The sequence below is a fragment of the Bacillus cereus genome (assembly GCF_015071065.1).
Lineage (GTDB): Bacteria > Bacillota > Bacilli > Bacillales > Bacillaceae_G > Bacillus_A > Bacillus_A cereus_BA.
Genome location: NZ_VOVA01000001.1, coordinates 579,209 through 604,399, shown reverse-complemented (window position 1 = coordinate 604,399; position 25,191 = coordinate 579,209). Strand labels below are relative to the sequence as shown.

Sequence of the window (25,191 nt, the reverse complement as noted above, 5' to 3'; positions counted from 1 at the left end):
GTCTTTGTGATGATAAAAAAAGTATTAATAGCCAATCGTGGGGAAATTGCTGTACGAATTATTCGTGCTTGTAAAGAAATGGATATTGAAACAGTTGCAATTTATTCAGAAGCAGACAAAGAGTCACTTCATGTGCAAATTGCAGATGAAGCGTATTGTGTTGGACCAACGATTTCAAAAGAAAGCTATTTAAATTTGACGAACATTATTAGTGTTGCGAAATTAACAGGTTGTGATGCAATTCATCCGGGATATGGATTTTTAGCAGAGAATGCAGATTTTGCAGAATTATGCCGTGAGTGTAACTTGATTTTTATCGGTCCAAGCCCAGAAGCGATTTCAAAGATGGGCACAAAAGACGTTGCACGTGATACAATGAAAGAAGCAGGGGTTCCAATTGTACCAGGTTCACAAGGGATTATTAAAAATACCGAAGAAGCGATCGAGCTGGCTAATCAAATTGGATATCCAGTTATCATTAAAGCGACTGCGGGTGGCGGCGGAAAAGGTATTCGTGTTGCGCGCCATGAAGAAGAGCTTGTAAAAGGAATTCAAATTACACAGCAAGAAGCTAGTACCGCTTTTGGGAACCCTGGTGTATACTTGGAGAAGTACGTTGAAGATTTCCGCCATGTTGAGATTCAAATAATGGCAGATACACATGGAAATGCCATTCATTTAGGAGAGCGTGATTGTACAATTCAGCGCCGTCTGCAAAAACTATTAGAAGAAAGTCCATCACCTGCACTTGATGAGAATATTCGCAAGCAAATGGGTGACGCAGCAGTTAAAGCGGCGGTAGCGGTTGATTATACAGGTGCTGGTACGGTTGAGTTTATTTATGAATATAAAACGAAAAGCTTTTATTTCATGGAGATGAATACGAGAATCCAAGTTGAACATCCAGTTACTGAAATGGTAACAGGGATGGATTTAATTAAAGAACAAATTCTTGTTGCTTCTGGAGAAAAGTTATCGTTACAGCAAGAAGAAGTACAATTTAATGGTTGGGCAATGGAATGTCGAATTAATGCGGAAAACCCTGCCAAAAAATTTATGCCATCTCCAGGTAAAGTAGAAATGTACTTACCACCAGGCGGATTTGGTATTCGCGTCGATTCAGCTGTATATCCGGGATATTCAATACCACCTTTCTATGATTCGATGGTTGCTAAATTAATTGTTCACGGAAAAACACGTGAAGAGGCAATTGCAAAAATGAAGCGAGCGCTCAGTGAGTTTGTCATTGAAGGCGTACATACAACAATCCCGTTCCATTTGCAATTGCTAGATCATCCTGATTTTGTAAAAGGTGAGTTTAACACGAAATTTTTGGAAGAGCATGAACTTGTGACGCAGTGATACATTAAAGGAGGTTTTTTTCATGGCTGAACATATGTTAGATATGGGTCAAGATACAACTCTTGGAAAAGTAGAAATTGCACCAGAAGTAATCGAAGTAATTGCAGGTATTGCAGCTGCTGAAGTAGAAGGTGTAGCGGCAATGCGTGGTAATTTTGCTACAGATGTTGTTGAGAAGTTAGGTAAGAAAAATCATGGTAAAGGTGTAAAGGTTGAATTAGCAAACGAAGATATTATTGTTGACCTTTATGTTGTGATGTATTTTGGTGTAGCAATTCCGGTTGTTGCACAAAAAATTCAAGACAATATTCGCCAAGCACTCTTTACAATGACAGGACTTGAGCCAAAAGAAGTGAACGTTCACATCGTTGGCGTAACATTCGAAACACAAAAAACAGAAATCGAACCAGTGTAAGAGTGAAAAAAGGTGCCTAGTAAAATAGGCATCTTTTTTATCGTTTCATTTCTTCACAAATTAAAACCCTCTAATTATTATACTATTTCAAAAAATAAGAAATGTAAAAGGGAATGTTTCATTTTTCCAAAAAACGTACATTGTGATAAGATATGGAACTTGAAGTTAATCTTTTTATTATTTTTCAGCCTTGTACCCCGTGTGTGAAACGATAAATTGTGTTATTATCATTGTATTATAAGGTTGGAAAATCAATGAAAACTGCAAGAGTAAGTGAATTGACGGCTTATAAATTATAATAATATAACAAAGCATAAGGAAAGACTTGAAGTATAAAGGAGAGTTACAATGAAACGTAGGACGGCTAGAGAAAGAGCAATGCAAGCATTATATCAAATGGATATTACAGGAGAATTAGAACCGAAAGTAGCGGTGGAAAATACGCTAGATGAAGGTGAAGAAACAAATGAGTTTCTAGAATCACTTGTTGTAGGATTTGTAGACAACAAAGAAGAGATTGACGCAGCAATTCGTCAAAATTTAAAAAAGTGGAAGTTGGAACGTATTAGTATTGTTGATCGCAGTATTTTACGTGTAGCTGTGTGTGAGATGAAATACATGGAAGAAATTCCGCACAATGTAACAATTAACGAAGCAATTGAAATCGCAAAAACATTTGGGGATGAGGAATCTCGTCGTTTTATTAACGGCGTTTTATCTAATATAAAAGATACACTGTAATTTCTTTAAGGGGGAAACTTAAAATGGTAGCAGTAATCATCAAAGGAAATGAAGTTGCGGAGAAAAAACGAGCACAATTAAAAGAAGAAGTTGTGAAGTTAAAAGAGCAAGGGATTGTACCAGGATTAGCAGTTATTTTAGTTGGAGAAGATCCAGCATCTCGTTCTTATGTAAAAGGAAAAGAAAAAGGCTGTGAGCAAGTAGGAATCTATTCAGAGCTAATTGAACTTCCTGAAACGATTACTGAGGAGCGTTTGGTTGCTGAAATCGATCGCTTAAATGGAGACGACCGCATTAATGGCATATTGGTACAATTACCTTTACCAAAACATATTGAAGAAAAAGCTATCATTGAAAGAATTTCACCGGAAAAGGATGTAGATGGATTTCACCCAATCAGCGTAGGACGTATGATGACGGGACAAGACACATTCCTTCCATGTACACCGCATGGCATTTTAGAATTAGTAAAAGAAACGAATCTTGATATTTCTGGAAAGCATGTTGTTGTAATTGGAAGAAGTAATATTGTTGGTAAACCAGTGGGGCAACTGTTTTTAAATGAAAATGCAACTGTCACATATTGTCATTCTAAGACGCAAAATATAAAAGAATTATCGAAGTTAGCTGATATTTTAATCGTAGCCGTTGGACGACCGAAAATGGTAACAGCTGACTATATTAAAGAAGGTGCGGTTGTAATTGATGTTGGTGTTAACCGTTTAGAAACAGGCAAACTTTGTGGTGATGTTGATTTTGACAATGTATTAGACGTTGCAGGTTACATTACGCCTGTGCCAAAAGGGGTCGGCCCAATGACTATTACAATGCTTCTTCACAACACTGTGGAGTCTGCAAAGCGTGCAGGTGTTGTTTGTCAATAATTTGAATCGGCTATGAGGAGAGAGCAATGGAGAAACAATATTTAACCGTTACAGCATTAACACGCTATATTAAAACAAAAATAGAGTATGATCCGCATTTACAGTCTGTTTGGTTAAAAGGAGAAATTTCCAACTTTAAATATCATAGTCGTGGTCATATGTATTTTACATTGAAAGATGAAAATGCGAGAATTGCAGCGGTTATGTTTGCGGGTCATAATCGTAACATTAAATTCAGACCGGAAAATGGAATGAAAGTACTTGTGAAAGGGAAAATTTCCGTTTATGAGGCGAGTGGTTCTTATCAAATTTATATTCAAGACATGCAGCCTGATGGAGTTGGAAATCTTCATTTAGCTTATGAACAATTAAAGGTTCGTTTAGAAGAAGAAGGACTGTTTTCTCAAGTTTATAAGCGTCCAATCCCTGCATATGCAAAAACGATTGGTGTTATTACGTCGCCAACAGGAGCAGCGATTCGCGATATTATAACAACAATTAAACGTCGTTATCCAATTGGAAATGTTATTGTGTTTCCTGTACTTGTACAAGGGGAGTCAGCAGCTCCCTCGATTGTACAAGCAATTCGTACAGCGAATGCAATGGGAGATATTGATGTTTTAATTGTTGGACGTGGTGGAGGCTCTATTGAAGAATTATGGGCCTTTAATGAGGAAGTAGTTGCAAGAGAAATTTTTACAAGTGAGATTCCGATTATTTCGGCTGTAGGCCATGAAACAGATTTTACAATTGCAGATTTTGTCGCGGATTTACGTGCGCCAACACCGACTGCAGCAGCTGAGCTGGCGGTACCTAATACTATAGAGTTACAAGAAAAGGTATTGCAAAGAACTCTGAGATTGCAAAGAGCAATGAGAGAGAGAGTACATAAAAAAGAAGAAAAACTGCAAGTGTTACAAAAATCTTATGCGTTCCGTTATCCAAGGCAAGTGTACGAGCAAAAAGAAGAGCAGTTAGACAGGGCTCTTGAACAACTTGTTTTAGCGAAAGAGCGTTATATAGATAAAAAAGTAAATCAATTAAAGCAACTTTCATTTTATTTAGAAAAGCACCACCCATCTCAAAAAATTATACAAACGAAAACGGCAATTGAAACGTTGCAAAAGCAGTTGCAACGTGAAATGCAAACATTACTTCAAACGAAGGAGTTCGTATTTGTGAGAGCGGCTCAAAAGCTTGAGGTATTAAGCCCGCTTAAAGTAATGATGAGAGGGTATGGGCTTGTATACGATGAAGAGAAACAAGTATTAAAAAGCGTGAAAGATGTTAGCCTTGGAGATGCTGTTTCGGTTCAATTACAAGATGGAATACTAGATTGTAGCGTATCAAGCATAGAGGAGCGTGAATTGAATAATGGAAAATAAGTTAAGCTTTGAAGAAGCAATTTCGCAGCTTGAGCATCTCGTTTCTAAGCTTGAACAAGGTGATGTACCTTTAGAGGAAGCGATTTCTTATTTTAAGGAAGGCATGGAATTATCTAAGCTTTGTGATGAGAAATTGAAAGATGTACAAGAACAAATGGCAGTTATCCTTGGGGAAGATGGAGAGCTTAAACCGTTTACTGCTTTAGGAGATGAAGCATAGTGACACATATAGCTTTTGATGCTTTTTTGAAAGAGAGTAAAACTTTCGTAGAAGAAAAGCTTGTAAGCTATGCAAATGAATTACAATGTCCAAATGTGCTTCGTGAAGCGATGGCATATTCTTTGGAAGCGGGTGGGAAACGTCTCCGCCCGTTACTTTTATTTGCAACGTTACAAGCGTTTGGGAAAGAAAGAAATCTTGGAGTGGGTGCAGCTTGTGCCCTTGAAATGATTCATACATATTCGTTAATTCATGATGATTTACCTTGTATGGATGATGATGATCTAAGACGAGGAAAGCCTACAAATCATAAAGTATTTGGTGAAGCAATGGCAGTTTTAGCGGGAGATGGTTTGTTGACATATGCTTTTCAAGTTATTATGGCATATGAGCAAAAAGAAATCTCTGCTGAAAAAAAAGTAAGACTTGTACTTGAGCTTGCGAAAGCAGCAGGACCTGAAGGAATGGTTGCTGGACAAGTCGCAGATATGGAAGCTGAAGGAAAACGACTTACAATTAATGAATTAGAGTACATCCATAATCATAAGACAGGTAAACTACTTGAGTTTGCTGTACTTGCAGGAGCGATACTTTCTGATGCTACAGAAGAGCAAGAAGAGAAGTTACTTGCATTTGCGAAATATATCGGTCTAGCTTTCCAAATTAGAGATGATATTTTGGATGTAGAAGGAACAGAAGAAGAGATTGGAAAACCGATTGGTAGTGATGCTTCCAACGAAAAGAGCACATATACGACGTTATTTACTGTAGATAGAGCAAAATCTATTTTAGAGGAGAAAATTGCAAAAGCAAAAGATTCTATTAGCTCCTTACAATTACAAGATGAATATTTACTATCTATTTGTGATTTAATCGCAAAACGTAATAACTAATATAACAGCGTTTTCATTTGTTGAGTCATTCATCATTTTATGATATAAATGTAGGAAAAGGTTTTTCTTTTCTTGTTATTGGCAAAAATATATGTAGATTACATTGCCGTTATCACTTCGTGTTAGCGGCTATTTTTTTCATCACGTAAAGAAATATGATGTATAATATGATAAGTGAAAAAATGGAAGTGTTTTCTGAAAGCAGGACAAGATAAAAAGAATAGAAAAGATAATTTCTTGTGTTGTGTAAATGTTTCTTATAATATTTGACATGTTGACAGATTATGAAATGAAAGTGAGTGATCCATGTGGATCTAACGCAAATTCAAAACCCTAGTTTTTTGAAAGATATGTCTATCAGTGAACTAGAGGGGTTGAGTGAGGATATTCGTAAGTTTTTAATTGAAGAGCTCTCTCAAACAGGTGGACATATTGCACCTAATTTAGGTGTAGTAGAACTCACAATTGCTCTGCATAAATTATTTGATAGTCCGAAAGATAAGTTTTTATGGGACGTAGGACATCAATCCTATGTACATAAAATTTTAACAGGGCGTGCGAAAGAATTCGGCACATTAAGGCAATACCAAGGTCTATGTGGTTTTCCAAAACGCTGTGAGAGTGAGCATGATGTTTGGGAAACTGGTCATAGTTCGACGTCGTTATCTGCTGCAATGGGAATGGCTCTAGCACGTGATTTAAAGAAAACGGAAGAATACGTTATACCAATCATTGGCGATGGTGCATTAACAGGCGGAATGGCTTTAGAGGCATTGAACCATATTGGGCATGAAAAAACGGACATGATTGTTATTTTGAATGACAATGAAATGTCAATTGCACCAAACGTCGGTGCACTTCATAATGTACTTGGTCGTTTACGTACCGCAGGGAAGTACCATTGGGTAAAAGATGAACTAGAGTATATATTGAAGAAAATCCCAGCAGTCGGCGGGAAAGTTGCTGCGACAGCAGAGAAAATAAAAGATAGTCTAAAATATTTACTAGTATCAGGCGTCTTTTTTGAAGAATTAGGCTTTACATATTTAGGTCCGGTCGATGGGCATGATTATGAAAAGTTATTCGAAACGTTGCAATATGCAAAGAAAACAAAAGGCCCAGTACTTGTCCATGTTATTACGAAAAAAGGAAAAGGTTATAAACCAGCTGAGAGTGACGTTATTGGAACTTGGCATGGAACAGGACCGTATAAAATTGAGTCAGGTGACTTCGTTAAACCGAAGGAAGTTGCACCAGCATGGAGTACTGTTGTTAGTGAAACAGTGCTTAAGCTAGCGAGAACGGATGAACGTATCGTTGCAATTACGCCTGCAATGCCTGTTGGATCGAAACTTGAGAAATTCCAAAAAGAATTTCCGAATCGTATGATTGATGTAGGTATTGCAGAACAGCATGCTACAACAATGGCGGCTGGTATGGCAACGCAAGGAATGAAGCCATTCTTAGCAATTTATTCAACGTTTTTACAAAGAGCATATGACCAAGTTGTTCATGATATTTGTCGCCAAAATTTAAATGTTTTCATTGGAATAGATCGTTCTGGATTAGTTGGAGCAGACGGTGAAACGCATCAAGGTGTATTTGACATCTCGTTTTTACGTCATTTGCCGAATATGGTACTTATGATGCCGAAAGATGAAAATGAAGGACAACATTTAGTATATACAGCGATGCAATACGAAGATGGACCGATTGCTTTACGTTATGCACGCGGCAATGGACTTGGCGTTCAAATGGATGAAGAATTAAAGGCGATTCCAATCGGTACATGGGAAACGTTAAAAGAAGGCACACAAGCAGCAATTTTAACGTTTGGTACGACAATCCCGATGGCAATGGAAGCAGCTGAGCGTCTTGAACAAGCTGGAGTATCAGTGAAAGTAGTGAATGCTCGCTTTATTAAGCCGATGGACGAAGCATATTTACATGAGCTTTTAGAGAAAAATATACCGATTTTAACGATTGAAGAGGCTTGTTTAATCGGTGGCTTTGGAACGGGAGTAGTTGAATTTGCTTCTGAGAACGGATACCATAGTGCTTTAATTGAACGAATGGGTATTCCTGATCGCTTCATAGAGCATGGTAGTGTAACAAAACTGTTAGAAGAAATTGGTTTAACGACAGATGCTGTTGTAGACCGTATTCATACAATGATTCCATCAAAACAAAAAAGGGCGTAACAAATGAGCGTAAAAAAAGAAAGAGTAGATGTACTATTAGTAGAGCAAGGACTTATAGAAACGCGTGAGAAAGCGAAACGTGCTATTATGGCAGGGCTCGTATATGCGAATGAAATGAGACTCGATAAGCCAGGGGAGAAAATCCCGCAAGATACAGAGATTACGGTGAAAGGGCAAGTTATGCCGTATGTAAGCCGTGGTGGTTATAAGCTTGAAAAGGCATTAGAAACATTTCAACTTGATTTACAAGATAAAGTTATGATAGATATTGGTTCATCAACTGGTGGTTTTACAGACTGTGCGCTTCAAAATGGGGCGAAGTTATCCTATGCATTAGATGTAGGATATAATCAACTTGCGTGGAAATTGCGTCAAGATGAGCGTGTTGTTGTGATGGAACGAACGAACTTCCGTTACGTGACACCGGCAGATTTAGAGCGTGGTTTACCGCAGTTTGCAAGTATTGATGTTTCATTTATATCATTAAGGCTTATATTGCCGGTTTTAAAAACAATGCTTATGCCAAATGGTGATGTAGCTGCATTGATTAAACCTCAGTTTGAAGCTGGACGAGAACAAGTCGGGAAAAAAGGCATTGTTCGTGATAGAAAAGTACATGAAGCTGTCGTGGAAATGATTGTCGATTTTGCTCTTAAGGAAGGCTATAATGTCGAAGGTTTAACATTCTCACCAATTACGGGCGGGGATGGAAATATTGAATTTTTAATTCATCTAAAGTGGCACGGTGAGCGTGAGAATGGCGAAAATCATTCTCCGGTTTCTATTGAGCAAGTTGTTACAGAAGCGCATGATGTTCTAAAACAAAAAGGGAAAGGGGAATAACATATGTTGTTCCTCTTTTTGTTGTAATCGTATAATGATTGTTTTTATAATTGTAAAAACAATTGTAAAAACAATTGTGTACAAGTAACGGATTATACGTTAACATAAATAAATGAAGTATACCAATGTTTAAACTATGGTAAGAGATAGTGTGAGGTGCAAATGTATGAATAAAGGTCAGCGCCATATTAAAATCAGGGAAATTATTGCGAACAAAGAAATTGAAACACAAGATGAACTAGTTGATATTTTACGTAATGTGGGGTTTAATGTAACGCAAGCAACAGTATCGCGCGATATTAAAGAACTGCACTTAGTGAAGGTGCCGTTACATGATGGTCGCTATAAATATAGCTTGCCAGCAGATCAACGATTTAATCCGTTGCAAAAATTAAAACGAAATCTAGTGGATTCATTTGTAAAATTAGACACGGCAGGACATATGCTTGTGCTAAAAACATTGCCTGGTAACGCTCATTCACTTGGGGCACTTATTGATCATTTAGAGTGGGATGAGATCGTCGGAACCATTTGTGGTGATGATACTTGCTTAATTATTTGCCGTACACCTGAAGATACAGGTGTTGTCTCTGATCGTTTCTTAAATATGCTGTAACAGAAAAATCTTGTTTACTTTCCTCTGTAAAGTGGAAAGTAAACAAGATATTTTTATTGGCGAAAAATACGGATTTTCAAATACAATACATTATTTTTTTTGAATGAAGTTAGAAAATAGGTGGATTGACCCGTAAAACGAATGTTTGGTACAATGGAGCGGGTTAGAAGAGTAATTTATACATACAAACATATAGTATAACTATTTGAATGAAGAATACTGAGAAAAGCCCTTAATAGGGGATTAGTTTATAACGAGGTGAATGGGGCATTGTTATCGGAATTATCGATCAGAAACTTTGCTATTATTGAGGCATTAAATATTTCTTTTCAAAAAGGTTTAACCGTTTTAAGTGGTGAAACAGGAGCTGGAAAATCCATTATTATTGATGCAATTAGTTTGCTTGTTGGTGGCCGTGGTTCAGCAGAATTTGTTCGATATGGAACAGAAAAGGCTGAGATAGAAGGATTATTCTATGTAGAAGATGACAAGCATCCATGTATCGCAAAGGCAGAAGAGTTAGATATAGAAATAGAAGATGGCATGATTATTTTGAAGCGTGACATCGCTGCGAACGGAAAAAGTGTCTGTCGTGTAAATGGGAAACTTGTTACACTCAGCATATTAAAAGAGATTGGAAAAACGCTAGTTGATATTCATGGACAGCATGAAACACAAGATTTAATGAATGAAGAGCGTCATATGTTTATGCTTGATCATTTTGATGGAAATCGAATTGTTAAACAATTGAACATATATCAAAATGTATATACAGACTATGAGAAGTTAAAAAAACAGCTGAAATCTTTAAGTGAAAATGAACAACAAATGGCCCATCGTCTAGATTTAATTCAATTCCAGCATGAAGAAATTCGTAAGGCGGATTTAAAAATGGATGAAGAATATGAATTGACTGAGGAACGATTAAAAATCTCCAATTTTGAAAAGATTTATAAAGCATTAGGAGATGCGTATCGTTCGTTAAGTGGAGACGGACAGGGATTAGATCACGTAAGAAATGCAATGGGACAAATGGAGAGTATTACGCACTTAGATGAAGCGTATCAAGAAAATCATGATTCTATTGCAAATAGTTATTACTTATTAGAAGAAGTTGCATACCAGCTTAGAGAAAAATTAGATATGATGGAATATGATCCGAAACGTCTAGATGAAATTGAAACACGTTTGAATGAAATCCGTATGTTAAAGAGAAAGTATGGAAATACTGTAGAAGAGATTTTAGCGTATGCTGATAAAATTGAACAAGAAATTTTTACGATTGAAAATAAAGACGTACATATTGAAACGACGAGAAAGCAGTTAACGAAATTAGAAGGTGTTATTGTAAAAGAAGCAACGTTGTTAAGTACTATGCGTCATGAGCTTGCAAATCATCTTACAAGCGCTATTCATCAAGAATTAAAAGAACTATATATGGAAAAAACGAAATTTGAAGTGAGAATTATGAAGAGGGTAGGAAATGTAGAAGAACCTCTCGTGGAAGGAACACCGGTAAAACTTACGGCGGATGGCTACGATCATGTGGAATTTTATATTTCAACGAATCCGGGTGAACCGTTAAAGCCACTTTCAAAGGTCGCTTCTGGCGGAGAGTTATCTCGTATTATTTTAGCTTTAAAAAGTATTTTTTCTAAGCATCAAGGTGTTGCATCTGTTATTTTTGATGAAGTGGATACGGGTGTGAGTGGTCGGGTTGCACAGGCTATTGCGGAAAAAATTTATCGTGTATCAGTAAACTCACAAGTACTTTGTATTACGCACTTACCTCAAGTAGCTTCAATGGCGGACTCTCATTTATTTATTAGAAAACAAGTGGCGAATGATCGGACGATTACATCGGTTACTGTGTTAAGTACGGATGAAAAAGTAACAGAAATTGCTCGGATGATTTCTGGTGTTGAAATTACAGATTTAACGACAGAGCATGCGAAAGAGTTACTTACGCAAGCGCATCATTTCAAACAGACAGCAGAGGCTATCCAGTAATGGATAGCTTTTTTTTCTCAAATGACGATTTCTTAATTCTTCCGGTTATAAATAAAGCACTGCAAGGAGAGATTAAAAAGTGAAGCCAAGAGGCTGAATGTGGGGTAGGAGCGAGGAGAGTGAACAAATTGAAATTAGAAAGATTTCGAAAAATAATAGGTCTTTGTCTCCTTGTTTCTCTAGTTTTTATTGGATGTTTTAAACCGCTTCGAACGTTTATTTCATCGCCGAAGCAACTTGTTGTTTTTGAAGGACAACAATCAGAAATAGCATCATTACCAGTTTTTAAGGCTGCATCTACAAATCGTAATGTATTTACTGTAAGTTCAAATAAACAAGAGCTTATGGTAAATTCTCACCAAAATGGTGAAGCTGATATGGTGTTTCAACTTGCTGGTTTTCCAGTGAAAAAAGTAAATGTGAAAGTATTAAAAGATTTTAAAGTTATTCCAGGTGGACAATCGATTGGTGTAAAATTGAACACAAAAGGTGTACTTGTTGTAGGCCATCATTTAATTCAAACTGAAAAGGGTAAAGTATCTCCTGGTGAAACAGCTGGTGTACAGATTGGAGATATGATTACTGAAATCAATGGTAAAACAATTGAAAGAATGAATGATGTAGCACCATTTATTCATAATAGTGGAGAAACAGGTGAACCGCTTAATCTTGTTTTATTAAGAGATGGAAAATATATTCGTGCTAAGCTAACACCACAAAAAGACAATGGTGAATCCTCTTACCGAATTGGACTGTATATTCGTGATTCAGCAGCTGGTATTGGAACGATGACATTTGTACATCCAGATTCTATGAAATATGGAGCGCTTGGTCATGTAATTTCCGATAATGATACAAAAAAGCCAATTCAAGTAGAAGATGGACAAATTATGCGTTCGACAGTAACGTCTATTGAAAGAGGAAGTCACGGGAGCCCGGGAGAAAAATTAGCAAGATTTTCACCGGATCGTGAAGTGATTGGTAATATTACAATAAATAGCCCGTATGGTATTTTTGGGAAATTAAACACAAATATGACAAACGGCATAATGGATAAAGCAATGCCTATCGCATTATCCCATCAAGTAAAAGAAGGGCCAGCGAAAATATTAACAGTTATTGATCAAGATAAGGTGGAAGCGTTTGATATTGAAGTTGTTAGTACGGTACCACAAAAGTTCCCGGCTACAAAAGGTATGGTTATAAAAGTGACAGATAAACGTTTACTAGCAAAAACGGGTGGTATTGTACAAGGAATGAGTGGAAGTCCGATTGTACAAAATGGGAAAGTAATTGGTGCGGTTACACATGTATTTGTAAATGATCCAACGTCAGGATATGGTGTTCATATTGAATGGATGTTACATGAGGCTGGAATTAATATTTATGATCAAGAGAAAAAAGCGAGCTAATACATATTAGCTCGCTTTTCTTTTGAAAAATTCGTTGAAATTTTGTAAAAGCTCCGCAAGAGCTGTTTTTTGTTGTAAGATATAAGAAAAGGGTTGAACGTTTCGCTGTAATTCTATGATGGAATGTGTTGCGAAAGGAAAAAAATGAACGATAAACATATTTTTTTGTGATTTTATCGGAAAGTAAGAAACTTTAAAGGGAATTTTCACACAATTGTCGAACAATTCATGTAGCCTAGAAGCTTACACATGTCGGAAGGATCGATTCGGTAAGGGAGGAAAAACTGTGGAAAAAATTAAAGTATGTCTTGTGGATGATAATAAAGAATTGGTATCGATGCTAGAGAGCTATGTTGCTGCCCAAGATGATATGGAAGTTATCGGAACTGCTTACAATGGTCAAGAATGTTTAAACTTATTGAAAGAAAAGCAGCCTGATATACTCGTTTTAGACATTATTATGCCACATTTAGATGGTCTAGCTGTGCTAGAGAAAATGCGACATATTGAAAGGTTAAGACAACCTAGCGTTATTATGTTGACAGCATTCGGACAAGAAGATGTGACGAAAAAAGCGGTTGATTTAGGGGCATCATATTTCATATTAAAACCATTTGATATGGAGAATTTAACAAGTCATATTCGTCAAGTTAGTGGTAAGGAAAGTACTACTATTAAACGTCCATTACCATCTTTCCGATCAGCAACAACGATCGATGGAAAACCGAAAAACTTAGATGCGAGTATTACAAGTATCATTCATGAAATTGGTGTACCCGCTCATATTAAAGGGTACATGTACTTACGAGAAGCAATCTCTATGGTGTACAATGATATCGAATTACTAGGATCTATTACGAAAGTATTATATCCAGATATCGCAAAGAAATATAATACAACAGCAAGTCGTGTCGAGCGCGCAATCCGTCACGCAATTGAAGTAGCCTGGAGCCGTGGGAATATTGATTCTATTTCGTCCTTATTTGGTTATACTGTATCGATGTCAAAAGCAAAACCTACGAATTCCGAGTTCATTGCAATGGTTGCGGATAAGCTGAGACTTGAACATAAGGCTTCGTAAACGCTGTAGTATTAAGGTATTAAGCGTATTTCACAACAAAATTTAATAACCAACGAATTACGTATGTAGGCAATAAAGTACATAGGTAATTGGCGGTTAATTTAAAAACCTTCTATTTATTGGATTGAAATTTTGATTCCAATAGTTAGGGGGTTTTTTGTTGTCTGACTTCGTCATCAATCAGACGACCATTCCCCGTATAACACAGATGTCAATAAGCAATCACATCCAGTTTCTCTAGATATGTTCGAATCGATAAAGATCGGAATGACAGCCGATCAGGTAACTCAGATTGTCGAAACATCCCCGCGTACTATAGCGGATTATAAGAAAGAGATTGTGTTCAATTATATAGGTAACGGAAATGGAACTGAGTCTTATATGTTACTTACGTTCGATTTGAACTATAAGCTTATTAAGAAAGATGCAAAAGGGCTCGTATAATCGCATGAGTGAAATCATACGCCAATTACATATTAACGTCTGTACCCATGAAAAAACGGAAAGAAAAGCGCCAAGATGAGCGCATTCTTCCGTTTCATGAAACATCCGTTTTATTGAGAGAGTACATTGATCTGAAGAAGATGCATTGACTGTTGGCTCGCCTTTTTCTGAAGAAGACGCATTAGCTACGATCTCACCTTCAACTAGATTGCCGTCGTATTCAGCATCTGCCGTGCGAAATTTTTCCGCAGCTCTTTCTAGTTCGTCAGCTTCTCTATAGGGGCTTTTTATTTTGTTGTTCCATGTATTCATAATTTTAGTGGGTAAGTTATCCGTGATATAATAGGTGATAATAAAAAGCCCTGCAAAACAGGACTATATTATTCTTCGTCTTTATTTTGTTTTTCTAATTCAACTAACTTTTGGATTAAAATATGCTGTGGCATATGCATGAGTTGTTCAAGTGGAACACCTAACGCTTTTGATAGGCGGACTGCAGTGTCTGGAGAAATTTGTAATGGTCTCATAGAAGTACCTCCTTTTTCGTATAGTATAGCATAAGATTGGGGGAGTGAGGATGACTCTTATATTTGCACATCGTGGTGCGGCGGGAACGTATCCGGAAAATACAATGATTTCATTTGAAGCAGCGGAGGCTTTTAGGGCAGACGGAATTGAACTCGATGTTCAATTAACGAAAGATGGAAAAGTTGTCGTCATTCATGATGAAACGGTGGATCGGACAACAAATGGAAAAGGTGCGGTTCGAAATTATTTATATGAGGATTTATGTAAGTTGGATGCGAGTTATAAATTCGGTGACAAAGTAGGTTTTTGCAAAATACCTCTTCTAGAAGAGGTATTAGAATGGCTCGCAAAAACGCAATTGCTACTCAATATTGAGCTTAAAAATAATAAAATTCCATACAGAGGTTTAGAAGAAGAGGTTATAACACTTGTACGTAAGTTTAGTTTAGAGAATCGGACTATTTTTTCTTCTTTTAATCACTACAGTATGAAGAAGTGCCATATGATGGCTCCTGATATTCAAACAGCTATTTTGTATCGCGAAGGTTTGCATAGCCCGTGGGCATATGCAAAAAAGATGGGTGCTACTGCAGTGCATCCGAATTATCATTATCTTCAAGATGCCGTCGCTGAATTAACAATGGAAAGTGGTGTAGAGGTTCGTCCTTACACGATAAATGAAGAAACGCTTATGCGTAAATATTTTGATATGAACATATCGGCGATTATTACTGATTATCCTGAAACAGCAAGAACTTTATTACCAATAAAAAAATGAGACCGAATATAACGGTCTCATTTTTTTATTTATAGATTTGCGAAAACTTTGTGCTATCTTCTAAAGCGGGCTTGTACTTTATTTTTCTTACGATCTCTGTGTAAGACGAAGCCACCGAAGATATAAAACCCTAGTGCAAAGCAAAGAGCGCCGATTAAAAATTGTAACCATAATATAGGGATTGGGGAGAATAAAATCCCAAATAGAGTATCTCTCATTAGTTTAATACCAAGCACGGCTAATGAAATCGGGATGAGTGCTAATAATAGAGCGAGGTAACGCTGCATACATAACGCTCCTTTTCAGATTTTTTTGTTTATTTCAATGATGTTATATGAAAAGGGGGTTTGTCAAGAGGTTGCTGAACGAGTAAGATAAGGGTGTGAAAAATTTTGCAGAGATACTTCGAGAGGAAGTGTAATGTATGAAACAAAAAGTTTTAATTGTTGGAGCGGGTGAAGGTGGAAGTACACTGCTGAGTCTGTTACAAAATTCGAATATATTTCAAATGATAGGGATTATTGATATTAATCCAATGGCGAAAGGACTGCAAATTGCTAAGGAATATGGGATTCCGATTGGTGAGAGTGTAGCTCCATTTCTTTCTATGCATATTGATGTAATGTTTGATATGACAGGTGATTACAATTTACATAAAGTTTTATTGGAGAACAAGCATAAAGATACCCTTCTTATTCCGGGGGATATTGCGAAGATTGTTACGGGATTAGCGCATGAGAAGGAAGGCTTAATTGGAAAGCTGGAAGAACAGACGCAACAAGGGAATTTAATTTTAAATTCAACGCATGACGGTATGATTGTTATAGATCAAGAGGGACAAGTTCGTCTGTTTAATAAAAGTGCAGAGCGTATTACCGGATATAAGAAAGAAGAGGCGATAGGAAAATATATTTTAGAAGTTATTCCAACGAGTAAGTTGCTTCGTATTATACGCACGAAAAAAATAGAAGTGAATCATGAACTGACGTTAGAGAATGAAAAAAAGATTATTACAACGCGTATCCCGATATTAAAAGAAGATGGAGAAGTTCAAGGCGCATTTGCGATTTTTAAAGATATTACAGAAGTTGTAGATTTGGCGGAAGAAGTTACAGATTTAAAAGAAATTCAAACGCTACTTGAGGCGATTATCAACTCATCTGAGGAAGCTATTTCAGTTGTAGATGAGAAAGGACGAGGGTTAGTCATAAACCCTGCTTATACGAAGTTAACGGGTTTAACCGAAGAGGATATTATAGGGAAGCCGGCTACAACTGATATTGTAGAAGGTGAAAGTATGCATATGAAAGTACTTCGGACGCGCCGAGCGGTACGAGGAATACATATGAAGATTGGGCAAAAGAAGCGGGATGTAATTGTAAATGTAGCACCGGTTATTGTTGATGGAATATTGAAAGGAAGCGTCGGGGTAATTCGCGACGTATCAGAAATTCAAAAATTAACAAATGAATTGAATAGGGCAAGACAGATTATTCGCACGTTAGAAGCGAAATATTCATTTGATGATATTGTTGGCGATTCAGATGAAACGACGGCGGCTATTGAACAGGCAAAGCTTGGAGCGAATACACCAGCAACAGTATTACTTAGAGGGGAATCTGGTACGGGGAAAGAGTTATTTGCACACGCTATTCATAACGGTAGTAATCGAAAATACAATAAGTTCGTGCGAGTAAACTGTGCAGCTATTTCTGAGACCTTATTAGAAAGTGAATTATTCGGTTATGAGGAAGGTGCGTTTTCTGGAGCGAAAAGAGGCGGGAAACGAGGATTTTTTGAAGAAGCGAATAATGGAAGTATATTTTTAGATGAAATTGGAGAGTTATCTGCAAATACGCAAGCGAAGCTCCTTCGTGTGTTACAAGAAAAAGAGATTGTGAAAGTAGGGGGAACGAAAGCGATACCTATTAACGTCCGAGTAATCGCGGCGACGCATGTGAATTTAGAAAAAGCTATTTTAGAAGGGAAGTTCAGAGAGGACTTATATTATCGTTTAAATAAAATCCCAATTCAAATTCCTTCCCTTCGTCAGCGCAAAGGAGACATACCAGCGATTGCAGAAAGGTTAATTCAAAAAATCAACCAAGATTATGGTCGTAATATAGAAGGACTTACCGATTCAGCCGTTGCGTTTTTACAATCATATGAGTGGCCAGGAAATGTTAGGGAACTTGAAAATATTTTAGGACGAGCTATTATCTTTATGAATTATAACGAGATATATATTGATGTACATCATTTACCGCCGTTACACAAAGAAGAACAAGTAGAGACGAAACAAAATAAGTTATTACCTGAATTAGAAGAGAAGGCCCTTGAACACCTAGTGACAGAATTTGAGGGGAATATTATCCGTGAATATCTAGAGAAATTTGATGGGAACAAAACGAAGACTGCAAAAGCGTTAGGAATTTCAGTTCGAAACTTATATTACAAGCTAGAAAAGTACGACTGTGCAAAAAATAGCATGCAATAAATTGCGTACCATGCAATTTATTGCATGGTATACAAAAAGCGACAAAACAAGACAGAATATTGCGTTGTTTCCTAAAGTATTGATTTTACTGCGTTTTGAATGCGTTTTCATTATTGGTAAGACCACTTTTAAAAGTTGGCACGGTATTTGCTTTATAAATAGATGAGGGACGACGGAAAGGGTTGATTACAGAATATGAAGTTAGAACACTTAATTGATCAAGCAGCAGGACAGTCTAAAAAAACTGTGGCTGTAGCAGTAGCTGAAGATCATGAAGTAATTGAAGCTGTAGGGAAAGCAATCAAATTACAGCTAGCTCAATTTCGTCTATATGGAAATCAAGAGAAAATAATAGGGATGCTACAAGAACATGGGTTACAAACTTCAGAACATATTGAAGTGATTGCAGCAGCGTCAAGTGCTGAGGCTGCAGAACTTTCTGTTAAAGCTGTAAGAAATGGCGAAGCAGATGTGCTTATGAAGGGGAATATCCCGACAGCGAATATTTTGAAAGCTGTATTAAATAAAGAGTGGGGACTTCGTAAAGGTAGCGTACTTTCACACGTTGCAGCGTTTGAAGTTCCAAATTACGATCGTCTTATTTTTGTTACAGATGCAGCGATGAACATTGCACCTGATGTAACACAAAAAGCTGCTATTATACAAAATACTGTAGAAGTTGCTCAGGCAATAGGAATTGAGTTGCCAAAGGTGGCACCAATTGCAGCGGTAGAGGTTGTTAATCCTGCGATGCAAGCGACAATTGATGCAGCGATGTTAACACAAATGAATCGCCGCGGACAAATTAAAAACTGTATCGTTGATGGGCCACTTGCTTTAGATAATGCAGTATCACAAATTGCAGCAGAACATAAAGGCATAGTAAGTGATGTGGCAGGTAAGGCAGACATTTTACTCGTCCCAACGATTGAAGCTGGAAATGTGCTATATAAATCACTCGTCTATTTTGCAAATGCAAAGGTAGGAGCGATGATTGCTGGCGCTAAAGCACCGATTGTTTTAACATCACGTGCTGATTCAGCAGAAACAAAAGTATATTCATTAGCATTGGCAGTTGCGACTGCTTCAAAATAAACCAAAAGGGTAAAACAATTAGGGGGAAACGATAATGACATTAGAAATCTTCGAATACTTAGAGAAATATGATTATGAGCAAGTGGTATTTTGTCAAGATAAAGAATCTGGTTTAAAAGCAATCATTGCAATTCATGATACAACACTTGGACCAGCTCTTGGTGGAACAAGAATGTGGACATATGATTCTGAAGAAGCGGCGATTGAAGATGCATTGCGTCTTGCAAAAGGGATGACATACAAAAATGCAGCAGCTGGTTTAAACTTAGGTGGTGCAAAAACAGTAATTATCGGTGATCCACGTAAAGATAAAAGCGAAGCGATGTTCCGTGCATTAGGACGCTATATTCAAGGGCTAAACGGACGTTACATTACAGCTGAAGATGTTGGTACAACAGTAGATGATATGGATATTATCCATGAAGAAACTGATTTTGTAACAGGAATTTCACCATCATTCGGTTCTTCTGGTAACCCATCTCCAGTAACTGCATACGGTGTTTACCGTGGTATGAAAGCAGCTGCAAAAGAAGCGTTCGGTACAGATAATCTAGAAGGAAAAGTAATTTCTGTTCAAGGTGTTGGTAACGTAGCATATCACCTATGCAAACATTTACACGCTGAAGGGGCAAAATTAATCGTTACAGATATTAATAAAGAAGCTGTACAACGTGCAGTAGAAGAATTTGGTGCAACAGCAGTTGAGCCAAATGAAATTTACGGTGTTGAATGTGATATTTACGCACCATGTGCATTAGGCGCAACAGTTAATGATGAAACTATTCCGCAACTTAAAGCAAAAGTAATCGCAGGTTCTGCAAATAACCAATTAAAAGAAAACCATCACGGTGACACAATTCATGAAATGGGTATTGTATACGCACCAGACTATGTTATTAATGCAGGTGGCGTAATTAACGTAGCAGACGAATTATATGGATACAATAGAGAACGTGCATTAAAACGTGTTGAGTCTATTTATGACACAATTGCAAAAGTAATCGAAATTTCAAAACGCGATGGCATAGCAACTTATGTAGCAGCGGATCGTCTAGCTGAAGAGCGCATTGCAAGCTTGAAAAACACTCGTAGCACATACTTACGCAACGGTCACGATATTATTAGCCGTCGCTAATCATTCATATGCAACTTTTAAGAAAGGTGTGGTTACCTCTTATGAGGTTTCCACTTCCTTTTAAATTTATTAGTGGAGGTAGCAACATTGTCCTTAAATCGAATTCTTGTTATTAATCCGGGTAGTACATCCACAAAAATTGGTGTTTTTGATAATGAAAGACCCGTTTTAGAAGAAACAATTCGTCATGATGAAGAACAAATCGGAAAATATAAGCGAATTATCGATCAATATGAGTTTCGAAAAGAAACAATTTTAGAAGTTCTACATTCTCACGGTATCAATATTTCAAAATTGAACGCTGTCTGCGGTCGTGGCGGATTGCTTCGTCCGATTGAAGGCGGTACGTACACAGTAAACAATGCAATGTTAGAAGATTTAAAAAACGGATTTAGCGGTCATCACGCTTCAAATCTCGGAGGCATTCTAGCTTATGAAATCGCTTCTGGATTAAATATTCCTGCATTCATTGTGGATCCTGTCGTTGTAGATGAAATGGAGCCGATTGCTCGTATTAGCGGTATTGCTGGTATGGAACGTAAAAGTATTTTCCATGCATTAAACCAAAAAGCGGTTGCTCGTAAAGTAGCTGACGAATTAAATCACAAATATGAGGATTTAAATTTATTAGTTACACATATGGGCGGCGGTATTACAGTTGGTGCTCATAAAAAAGGAAAAGTTATCGATGTTAATAATGGCTTAAACGGAGAAGGACCATTTAGTCCAGAGCGTGCTGGTACAGTACCAGTAGGACAATTAGTTGAAATGTGTTTCTCTGGTGAGTATTACCGAGACGAAATGGTTAAAAAACTTGTCGGACAAGGTGGACTTGTAAGTCTTATCGGTACAAACGATGCAATTAAAGTAGAACAAATGGTTGAAAAAGGTGATCCTGAAGCAACTCTTATTTATAAAGCGATGGCATATCAAGTTGCAAAAGAGATTGGCGGAGCTAGTGCTGTACTTCACGGAAAAATCGATGCAATCGTATTAACTGGTGGACTTGCGTACAGTAAAATTCTTGTCGATGAAATAAAAGAACGTGTTCACTGGATTGCAGATGTTATCGTACATCCAGGAGAAGATGAATTACAAGCGTTAGCAGAGGGAGCACTTCGTGTATTACGTGAAGAAGAAGCGCCGAAAGAGTATGTTGTACGAGAAAAACAAACAGTAGCTAGGGGTTGAGATAATGGCAAGAGAATATGATTTAGTCATCGTTGGCGGGGGTACTGGTGGATACGTTGCTGCTATTCGTGCATCACAACTAGGGTTAAAAACTGCACTTGTTGAAAAAGAAAATCTTGGTGGTACTTGTTTACACAAAGGGTGTATTCCTAGTAAAGCTCTTTTACGTAGTGCGGAAGTATACGCAACTGCTAAAAAAGGAGAAGAGTTCGGAGTTATTGCAAGTAATGTAGAACTAAACTTTGCTAAAGTACAAGAGCGTAAAGAGAAGATTGTAACGCAGCTTCATAAAGGCGTTCAGCATTTAATGAAACAAGGTAAAATTGATGTGTTTGAAGGTATTGGCCGTATTCTTGGCCCATCTATTTTCTCTCCAATGCCAGGTACAATTTCAGTTGAACTTGCAAGTGGAGAAGAGAATGAAATGTTAATTCCAAAAAATGTACTTGTTGCAACAGGCTCTCGTCCAAATTCATTACCAGGATTAGAGTTAGACGGAGAGTATGTAATGTCTTCGGATCATGCCCTAAAAATGGAAACGCTTCCTAGTTCGATCATTATCGTTGGTGGCGGTGTAATCGGTATTGAGTGGGCATCTATGCTTGCTGACTTCGGTGTAGAAGTTACAGTATTAGAGTATGCGAAAAACATATTACCACTAGAGGATAATGACGTTTCAAAAGAAATGCAGCGTCTATTCAAGAAAAAAGGTATTAAAGTGGTAACTGGTGCAAAAGTATTACCAGAAACATTGGTAAAAGATAATGGAGTAACAATTCAAGCTGAACATAACGGTGAGAATAAAGCATTTAAAGCAGAAAAAATGCTTGTATCTGTAGGAAGACAAGCGAATACGCAAAATATGGGCTTAGAGAACACAGATATTGTTGTGGAAAAAGGATACATTCAAACAAATGAGTTTTATCAAACGAAGGAATCTCATATTTACGCAATTGGAGATGTAATCGGTGGATTGCAGCTTGCTCACGTTGCTTCGCATGAAGGAATTGTTGCTGTAGAACATATTGCTGGTAAAGAAGTTACACCAATTGATTATTCTATGGTATCGAAATGCGTATATAGCAGTCCAGAAGTTGCTTCTGTCGGTTTAACAGAACAAGAAGCGAAAGAAAAAGGCTATAAGTTAAAAGTAGGTAAATTCTCATTCCGTGCAATCGGAAAGGCACTTGTATACGGAGAATCAGACGGTTTTGTAAAACTTGTAGTTGATGAAGAAACAAATGACATTCTTGGTGTTCACATGATCGGACCACATGTAACAGATATGATTTCTGAAGCTGGTCTTGCAAGAGTACTTGATGCAACACCTTGGGAAGTAGCACATACAATTCATCCGCATCCATCATTATCTGAGGCGATTGGTGAAGCTGCATTAGCTGTAGATGGAAGAGCGTTACACGCATAAAAATGTGGATTTAGGAGGTTATGAAAAATGGCAGAAGTAAAAGAAAAGCGCCATGAAGAGCTTGGCTTAAGTGATGAGCAAGTATTAGAAATGTATCGTACGATGTTACTTGCGCGAAAAATCGACGAACGTATGTGGTTATTAAACCGTGCAGGTAAAATTCCATTCGTAATTTCTTGTCAAGGACAAGAGGCTGCACAAGTTGGAGCAGCGTTCGCTCTTGATAGAGAGAAAGATTATGCATTACCATACTACCGTGATATGGGTGTTGTACTAGCGTTTGGTATGACCGCTAAAGAGCTTATGTTGTCTGCTTTCGCGAAAGCTGGAGATCCAAACTCTGGTGGTCGTCAAATGCCTGGTCACTTCGGTCAAAAGAAAAATCGCATTGTTACAGGGTCATCTCCAGTAACAACACAAGTACCACATGCAGTTGGTATTGCACTAGCTGGAAAAATGGAGAAGAAAGATTTAGTAACGTTTGTTACATTTGGAGAAGGTTCTTCAAACCAAGGTGACTTCCATGAAGGGGCAAACTTTGCTGGTGTACACAAACTACCTGTTATTTTCATGTGTGAAAATAACAAATATGCAATCTCTATTCCAGTTGAAAAACAATTAGCATGTAAAAATGTATCAGATCGTGCAATTGGTTACGGTATGCCTGGATATACAATAGACGGAAACGATCCGCTTGCAGTATATAAAGCTGTAAAAGAAGCCGCAGACCGTGGCCGTCGTGGTGAAGGTCCGACTTTAATTGAAGCAGTATCATATCGTTTAACAGCACATTCTAGTGACGACGATGATCGTGTTTATCGTGATAAAGAAGAAGTAGAAGAAGCGAAGAAAAAAGATTCCATTATAACATTTGCAGCTTATTTAAAAGAAATTGGCGTGTTAACTGAGGAATTTGAAAAACAAATGTTAGACGAAATTATGCATATCGTAAATGAAGCAACAGAATATGCAGAAAATGCTCCGTATGCAGCACCTGAAGATGCATTGAAGCACGTATACGCAGAATAGGGGGAACTTTTCATGGCTGTAATGTCTTATATTGATGCTATTACATTAGCAATGCGCGAAGAAATGGAACGCGATGAGAAAGTATTCGTATTAGGAGAAGATGTTGGTAAAAAAGGCGGCGTGTTTAAAGCAACACACGGTTTGTATGATCAATTTGGTGAAGATCGTGCGCTTGATGCACCGCTTGCAGAATCTGCAATTGCTGGGGTAGCAATTGGTGCGGCAATGTATGGTATGCGTCCAATCGCTGAAATGCAGTTTGCTGATTTCATCATGCCAGCAGTAAACCAAATTGTTTCTGAGGCAGCAAAAATTCGTTATCGTTCTAACAACGATTGGACTTGTCCAGTTACAATTCGTGCGCCATTTGGCGGCGGTGTTCACGGTGCGTTGTATCATTCACAATCTGTAGAAGCGATGTTTGCAAACCAACCAGGTTTAAAAATTGTTATCCCTTCTACACCATATGATGCAAAAGGCTTATTAAAAGCTGCAATTCGTGATGAAGATCCAGTATTATTCTTTGAGCACAAGCGTGCATATCGCTTAATTAAAGGTGAAGTGCCAGAAGATGACTATGTATTACCAATCGGAAAAGCAGATGTGAAACGCGAAGGTGATGATATTACTGTTATCACTTACGGATTATGTGTTCACTTTGCTCTTCAAGCAGCTGAGAAGTTAGCACAAGATGGCATCTCTGCACACATTCTTGATTTAAGAACGGTATATCCATTAGATAAAGAAGCAATTATTGAAGCAGCTTCAAAAACTGGTAAAGTTCTTCTTGTAACAGAAGACAATAAAGAAGGAAGTATTATAAGTGAAGTGGCAGCTATTATCGCTGAAAATTGCCTGTTTGATTTAGATGCGCCAATCGCACGTCTTGCAGGTCCAGACGTTCCAGCAATGCCATATGCACCAACAATGGAAAAATTCTTTATGGTAAATCCAGATAAAGTTGAAAAAGCAATGCGTGAACTTGCGGAATTTTAATCGGGGGGA

At 37.5% G+C, this 25,191-nt stretch carries 25 protein-coding genes; 23 read left to right on the top strand and 2 right to left on the bottom strand.

Annotation, left to right across the window (positions count from 1 at the left end; genetic code table 11):
• Positions 1-9: 9 nt before the first annotated feature.
• The 15 genes from accC to FT637_RS30285 all read left to right on the top strand — a co-directional run bounded on the left by accC (position 10) and on the right by FT637_RS30285 (position 14,787).
• On the top strand, positions 10-1,362 hold the full coding sequence (gene accC / locus FT637_RS03100; RefSeq protein WP_002122429.1) for an acetyl-CoA carboxylase biotin carboxylase subunit: 1,353 nt from the start codon (positions 10-12) through the stop codon (positions 1,360-1,362).
• A 22-nt stretch (positions 1,363-1,384) separates the two neighbouring features.
• Positions 1,385-1,777, top strand: a complete 393-nt coding sequence (locus tag FT637_RS03095) for an Asp23/Gls24 family envelope stress response protein (protein WP_000807630.1) — start codon at positions 1,385-1,387, stop codon at positions 1,775-1,777.
• A 348-nt stretch (positions 1,778-2,125) separates the two neighbouring features.
• Positions 2,126-2,518, top strand: a complete 393-nt coding sequence (nusB, locus tag FT637_RS03090) for a N utilization substance protein NusB (RefSeq protein WP_002067080.1) — start codon at positions 2,126-2,128, stop codon at positions 2,516-2,518.
• A 23-nt stretch (positions 2,519-2,541) separates the two neighbouring features.
• The gene (gene folD / locus FT637_RS03085; protein ID WP_105584550.1) at positions 2,542-3,402 is read left to right on the top strand and encodes a bifunctional methylenetetrahydrofolate dehydrogenase/methenyltetrahydrofolate cyclohydrolase FolD; all 861 of its coding nucleotides are present in this window, start codon (positions 2,542-2,544) and stop codon (positions 3,400-3,402) included.
• Positions 3,403-3,428: 26 nt separating this feature from the next.
• The gene (gene xseA, locus FT637_RS03080; RefSeq protein ID WP_193645087.1) at positions 3,429-4,787 is read left to right on the top strand and encodes an exodeoxyribonuclease VII large subunit; all 1,359 of its coding nucleotides are present in this window, start codon (positions 3,429-3,431) and stop codon (positions 4,785-4,787) included.
• Complete coding sequence (xseB, locus tag FT637_RS03075; protein WP_000428422.1) at positions 4,777-5,007, top strand: exodeoxyribonuclease VII small subunit; 231 nt, start codon at positions 4,777-4,779, stop codon at positions 5,005-5,007. The genes xseA and xseB overlap by 11 nt, the downstream gene beginning before the upstream one ends.
• Complete coding sequence (gene ispA / locus FT637_RS03070; protein ID WP_002015072.1) at positions 5,007-5,900, top strand: (2E,6E)-farnesyl diphosphate synthase; 894 nt, start codon at positions 5,007-5,009, stop codon at positions 5,898-5,900. The genes xseB and ispA overlap by 1 nt, the downstream gene beginning before the upstream one ends.
• A 308-nt stretch (positions 5,901-6,208) precedes the next feature.
• The gene (dxs, locus tag FT637_RS03065) at positions 6,209-8,101 is read left to right on the top strand and encodes a 1-deoxy-D-xylulose-5-phosphate synthase (RefSeq protein ID WP_193645086.1); all 1,893 of its coding nucleotides are present in this window, start codon (positions 6,209-6,211) and stop codon (positions 8,099-8,101) included.
• A gap of 3 nt (positions 8,102-8,104) precedes the next feature.
• A complete protein-coding gene (locus tag FT637_RS03060) occupies positions 8,105-8,944 on the top strand; it encodes a TlyA family RNA methyltransferase (protein WP_193645085.1) in 840 nt (279 codons plus the stop codon).
• 166 nt (positions 8,945-9,110) lie between these two features.
• Entirely contained in the window at positions 9,111-9,560 is a 450-nt protein-coding gene (argR, locus tag FT637_RS03055; protein WP_002015076.1) for an arginine repressor ArgR, read from the top strand.
• Positions 9,561-9,830: 270 nt separating this feature from the next.
• Positions 9,831-11,570, top strand: a complete 1,740-nt coding sequence (recN, locus tag FT637_RS03050; protein ID WP_193645084.1) for a DNA repair protein RecN — start codon at positions 9,831-9,833, stop codon at positions 11,568-11,570.
• A gap of 119 nt (positions 11,571-11,689) precedes the next feature.
• Positions 11,690-12,982 carry a SpoIVB peptidase gene (gene spoIVB / locus FT637_RS03045; protein WP_193645083.1) on the top strand — a complete coding sequence of 431 codons (1,293 nt, stop codon included), beginning with the start codon at positions 11,690-11,692 and terminating at the stop codon, positions 12,980-12,982.
• Positions 12,983-13,268: 286 nt separating this feature from the next.
• Positions 13,269-14,063, top strand: coding sequence for a sporulation transcription factor Spo0A (gene spo0A / locus FT637_RS03040; RefSeq protein WP_193645082.1), 795 nt, complete (start codon positions 13,269-13,271; stop codon positions 14,061-14,063).
• A 243-nt stretch (positions 14,064-14,306) separates the two neighbouring features.
• On the top strand, positions 14,307-14,507 hold the full coding sequence (locus FT637_RS03035; RefSeq protein WP_193645081.1) for a hypothetical protein: 201 nt from the start codon (positions 14,307-14,309) through the stop codon (positions 14,505-14,507).
• Between the two features lie 145 nt (positions 14,508-14,652).
• Positions 14,653-14,787, top strand: coding sequence for a hypothetical protein (locus FT637_RS30285; protein WP_264675728.1), 135 nt, complete (start codon positions 14,653-14,655; stop codon positions 14,785-14,787).
• A 100-nt stretch (positions 14,788-14,887) separates the two neighbouring features.
• Here the strand turns inward: FT637_RS30285 and FT637_RS03030 are convergent, their stop codons facing one another.
• Positions 14,888-15,034, bottom strand: a complete 147-nt coding sequence (locus tag FT637_RS03030) for a YycC family protein (protein WP_001247671.1) — start codon at positions 15,032-15,034, stop codon at positions 14,888-14,890.
• Between the two features lie 50 nt (positions 15,035-15,084).
• On the opposite strand from FT637_RS03030, the gene FT637_RS03025 reads away from it, so the two are divergent.
• Entirely contained in the window at positions 15,085-15,813 is a 729-nt protein-coding gene (locus FT637_RS03025; protein WP_193645080.1) for a glycerophosphodiester phosphodiesterase, read from the top strand.
• Positions 15,814-15,866: 53 nt separating this feature from the next.
• Here FT637_RS03025 and FT637_RS03020 read toward each other — a convergent pair whose 3' ends face one another.
• Entirely contained in the window at positions 15,867-16,100 is a 234-nt protein-coding gene (locus FT637_RS03020; RefSeq protein ID WP_193645079.1) for a DUF2627 domain-containing protein, read from the bottom strand.
• A gap of 137 nt (positions 16,101-16,237) precedes the next feature.
• Here FT637_RS03020 and FT637_RS03015 point away from each other — a divergent pair, with 137 nt between their 5' ends.
• The 7 genes from FT637_RS03015 to bfmBAB all read left to right on the top strand — a co-directional run bounded on the left by FT637_RS03015 (position 16,238) and on the right by bfmBAB (position 25,182).
• Positions 16,238-18,310 (top strand): sigma 54-interacting transcriptional regulator, encoded by a 2,073-nt coding sequence (locus FT637_RS03015; protein ID WP_193645078.1) that lies wholly within the window; start codon positions 16,238-16,240, stop codon positions 18,308-18,310.
• A 195-nt stretch (positions 18,311-18,505) separates the two neighbouring features.
• Complete coding sequence (gene yqiS, locus FT637_RS03010) at positions 18,506-19,405, top strand: phosphate butyryltransferase (protein ID WP_193645077.1); 900 nt, start codon at positions 18,506-18,508, stop codon at positions 19,403-19,405.
• Between the two features lie 34 nt (positions 19,406-19,439).
• On the top strand, positions 19,440-20,540 hold the full coding sequence (locus FT637_RS03005) for a leucine dehydrogenase (protein WP_193645076.1): 1,101 nt from the start codon (positions 19,440-19,442) through the stop codon (positions 20,538-20,540).
• 87 nt (positions 20,541-20,627) lie between these two features.
• Positions 20,628-21,731 (top strand): butyrate kinase, encoded by a 1,104-nt coding sequence (buk, locus tag FT637_RS03000; protein ID WP_193645075.1) that lies wholly within the window; start codon positions 20,628-20,630, stop codon positions 21,729-21,731.
• 4 nt (positions 21,732-21,735) lie between these two features.
• Entirely contained in the window at positions 21,736-23,157 is a 1,422-nt protein-coding gene (gene lpdA, locus FT637_RS02995; protein WP_002033960.1) for a dihydrolipoyl dehydrogenase, read from the top strand.
• Between the two features lie 27 nt (positions 23,158-23,184).
• Positions 23,185-24,186 carry a 3-methyl-2-oxobutanoate dehydrogenase subunit alpha gene (bfmBAA, locus tag FT637_RS02990; RefSeq protein WP_193645074.1) on the top strand — a complete coding sequence of 334 codons (1,002 nt, stop codon included), beginning with the start codon at positions 23,185-23,187 and terminating at the stop codon, positions 24,184-24,186.
• 12 nt (positions 24,187-24,198) lie between these two features.
• Positions 24,199-25,182, top strand: a complete 984-nt coding sequence (bfmBAB, locus tag FT637_RS02985; protein WP_000290070.1) for a 3-methyl-2-oxobutanoate dehydrogenase subunit beta — start codon at positions 24,199-24,201, stop codon at positions 25,180-25,182.
• Positions 25,183-25,191: the final 9 nt, after the last annotated feature.

Coding starts and splice junctions, on each gene's coding strand:
- accC (WP_002122429.1), top strand. CDS start 10: ATGATAAAAAAAGTATTAATAGCCAATCGTGGGGAAATTGCTGTACGA.
- FT637_RS03095 (WP_000807630.1), top strand. CDS start 1,385: ATGGCTGAACATATGTTAGATATGGGTCAAGATACAACTCTTGGAAAA.
- nusB (WP_002067080.1), top strand. CDS start 2,126: ATGAAACGTAGGACGGCTAGAGAAAGAGCAATGCAAGCATTATATCAA.
- folD (WP_105584550.1), top strand. CDS start 2,542: ATGGTAGCAGTAATCATCAAAGGAAATGAAGTTGCGGAGAAAAAACGA.
- xseA (WP_193645087.1), top strand. CDS start 3,429: ATGGAGAAACAATATTTAACCGTTACAGCATTAACACGCTATATTAAA.
- xseB (WP_000428422.1), top strand. CDS start 4,777: ATGGAAAATAAGTTAAGCTTTGAAGAAGCAATTTCGCAGCTTGAGCAT.
- FT637_RS03060 (WP_193645085.1), top strand. CDS start 8,105: ATGAGCGTAAAAAAAGAAAGAGTAGATGTACTATTAGTAGAGCAAGGA.
- argR (WP_002015076.1), top strand. CDS start 9,111: ATGAATAAAGGTCAGCGCCATATTAAAATCAGGGAAATTATTGCGAAC.
- FT637_RS03035 (WP_193645081.1), top strand. CDS start 14,307: ATGTTCGAATCGATAAAGATCGGAATGACAGCCGATCAGGTAACTCAG.
- FT637_RS03030 (WP_001247671.1), bottom strand. CDS start 15,034: ATGAGACCATTACAAATTTCTCCAGACACTGCAGTCCGCCTATCAAAA.
- FT637_RS03025 (WP_193645080.1), top strand. CDS start 15,085: ATGACTCTTATATTTGCACATCGTGGTGCGGCGGGAACGTATCCGGAA.
- FT637_RS03020 (WP_193645079.1), bottom strand. CDS start 16,100: ATGCAGCGTTACCTCGCTCTATTATTAGCACTCATCCCGATTTCATTA.
- FT637_RS03015 (WP_193645078.1), top strand. CDS start 16,238: ATGAAACAAAAAGTTTTAATTGTTGGAGCGGGTGAAGGTGGAAGTACA.
- yqiS (WP_193645077.1), top strand. CDS start 18,506: ATGAAGTTAGAACACTTAATTGATCAAGCAGCAGGACAGTCTAAAAAA.
- FT637_RS03005 (WP_193645076.1), top strand. CDS start 19,440: ATGACATTAGAAATCTTCGAATACTTAGAGAAATATGATTATGAGCAA.
- lpdA (WP_002033960.1), top strand. CDS start 21,736: ATGGCAAGAGAATATGATTTAGTCATCGTTGGCGGGGGTACTGGTGGA.
- bfmBAA (WP_193645074.1), top strand. CDS start 23,185: ATGGCAGAAGTAAAAGAAAAGCGCCATGAAGAGCTTGGCTTAAGTGAT.
- bfmBAB (WP_000290070.1), top strand. CDS start 24,199: ATGGCTGTAATGTCTTATATTGATGCTATTACATTAGCAATGCGCGAA.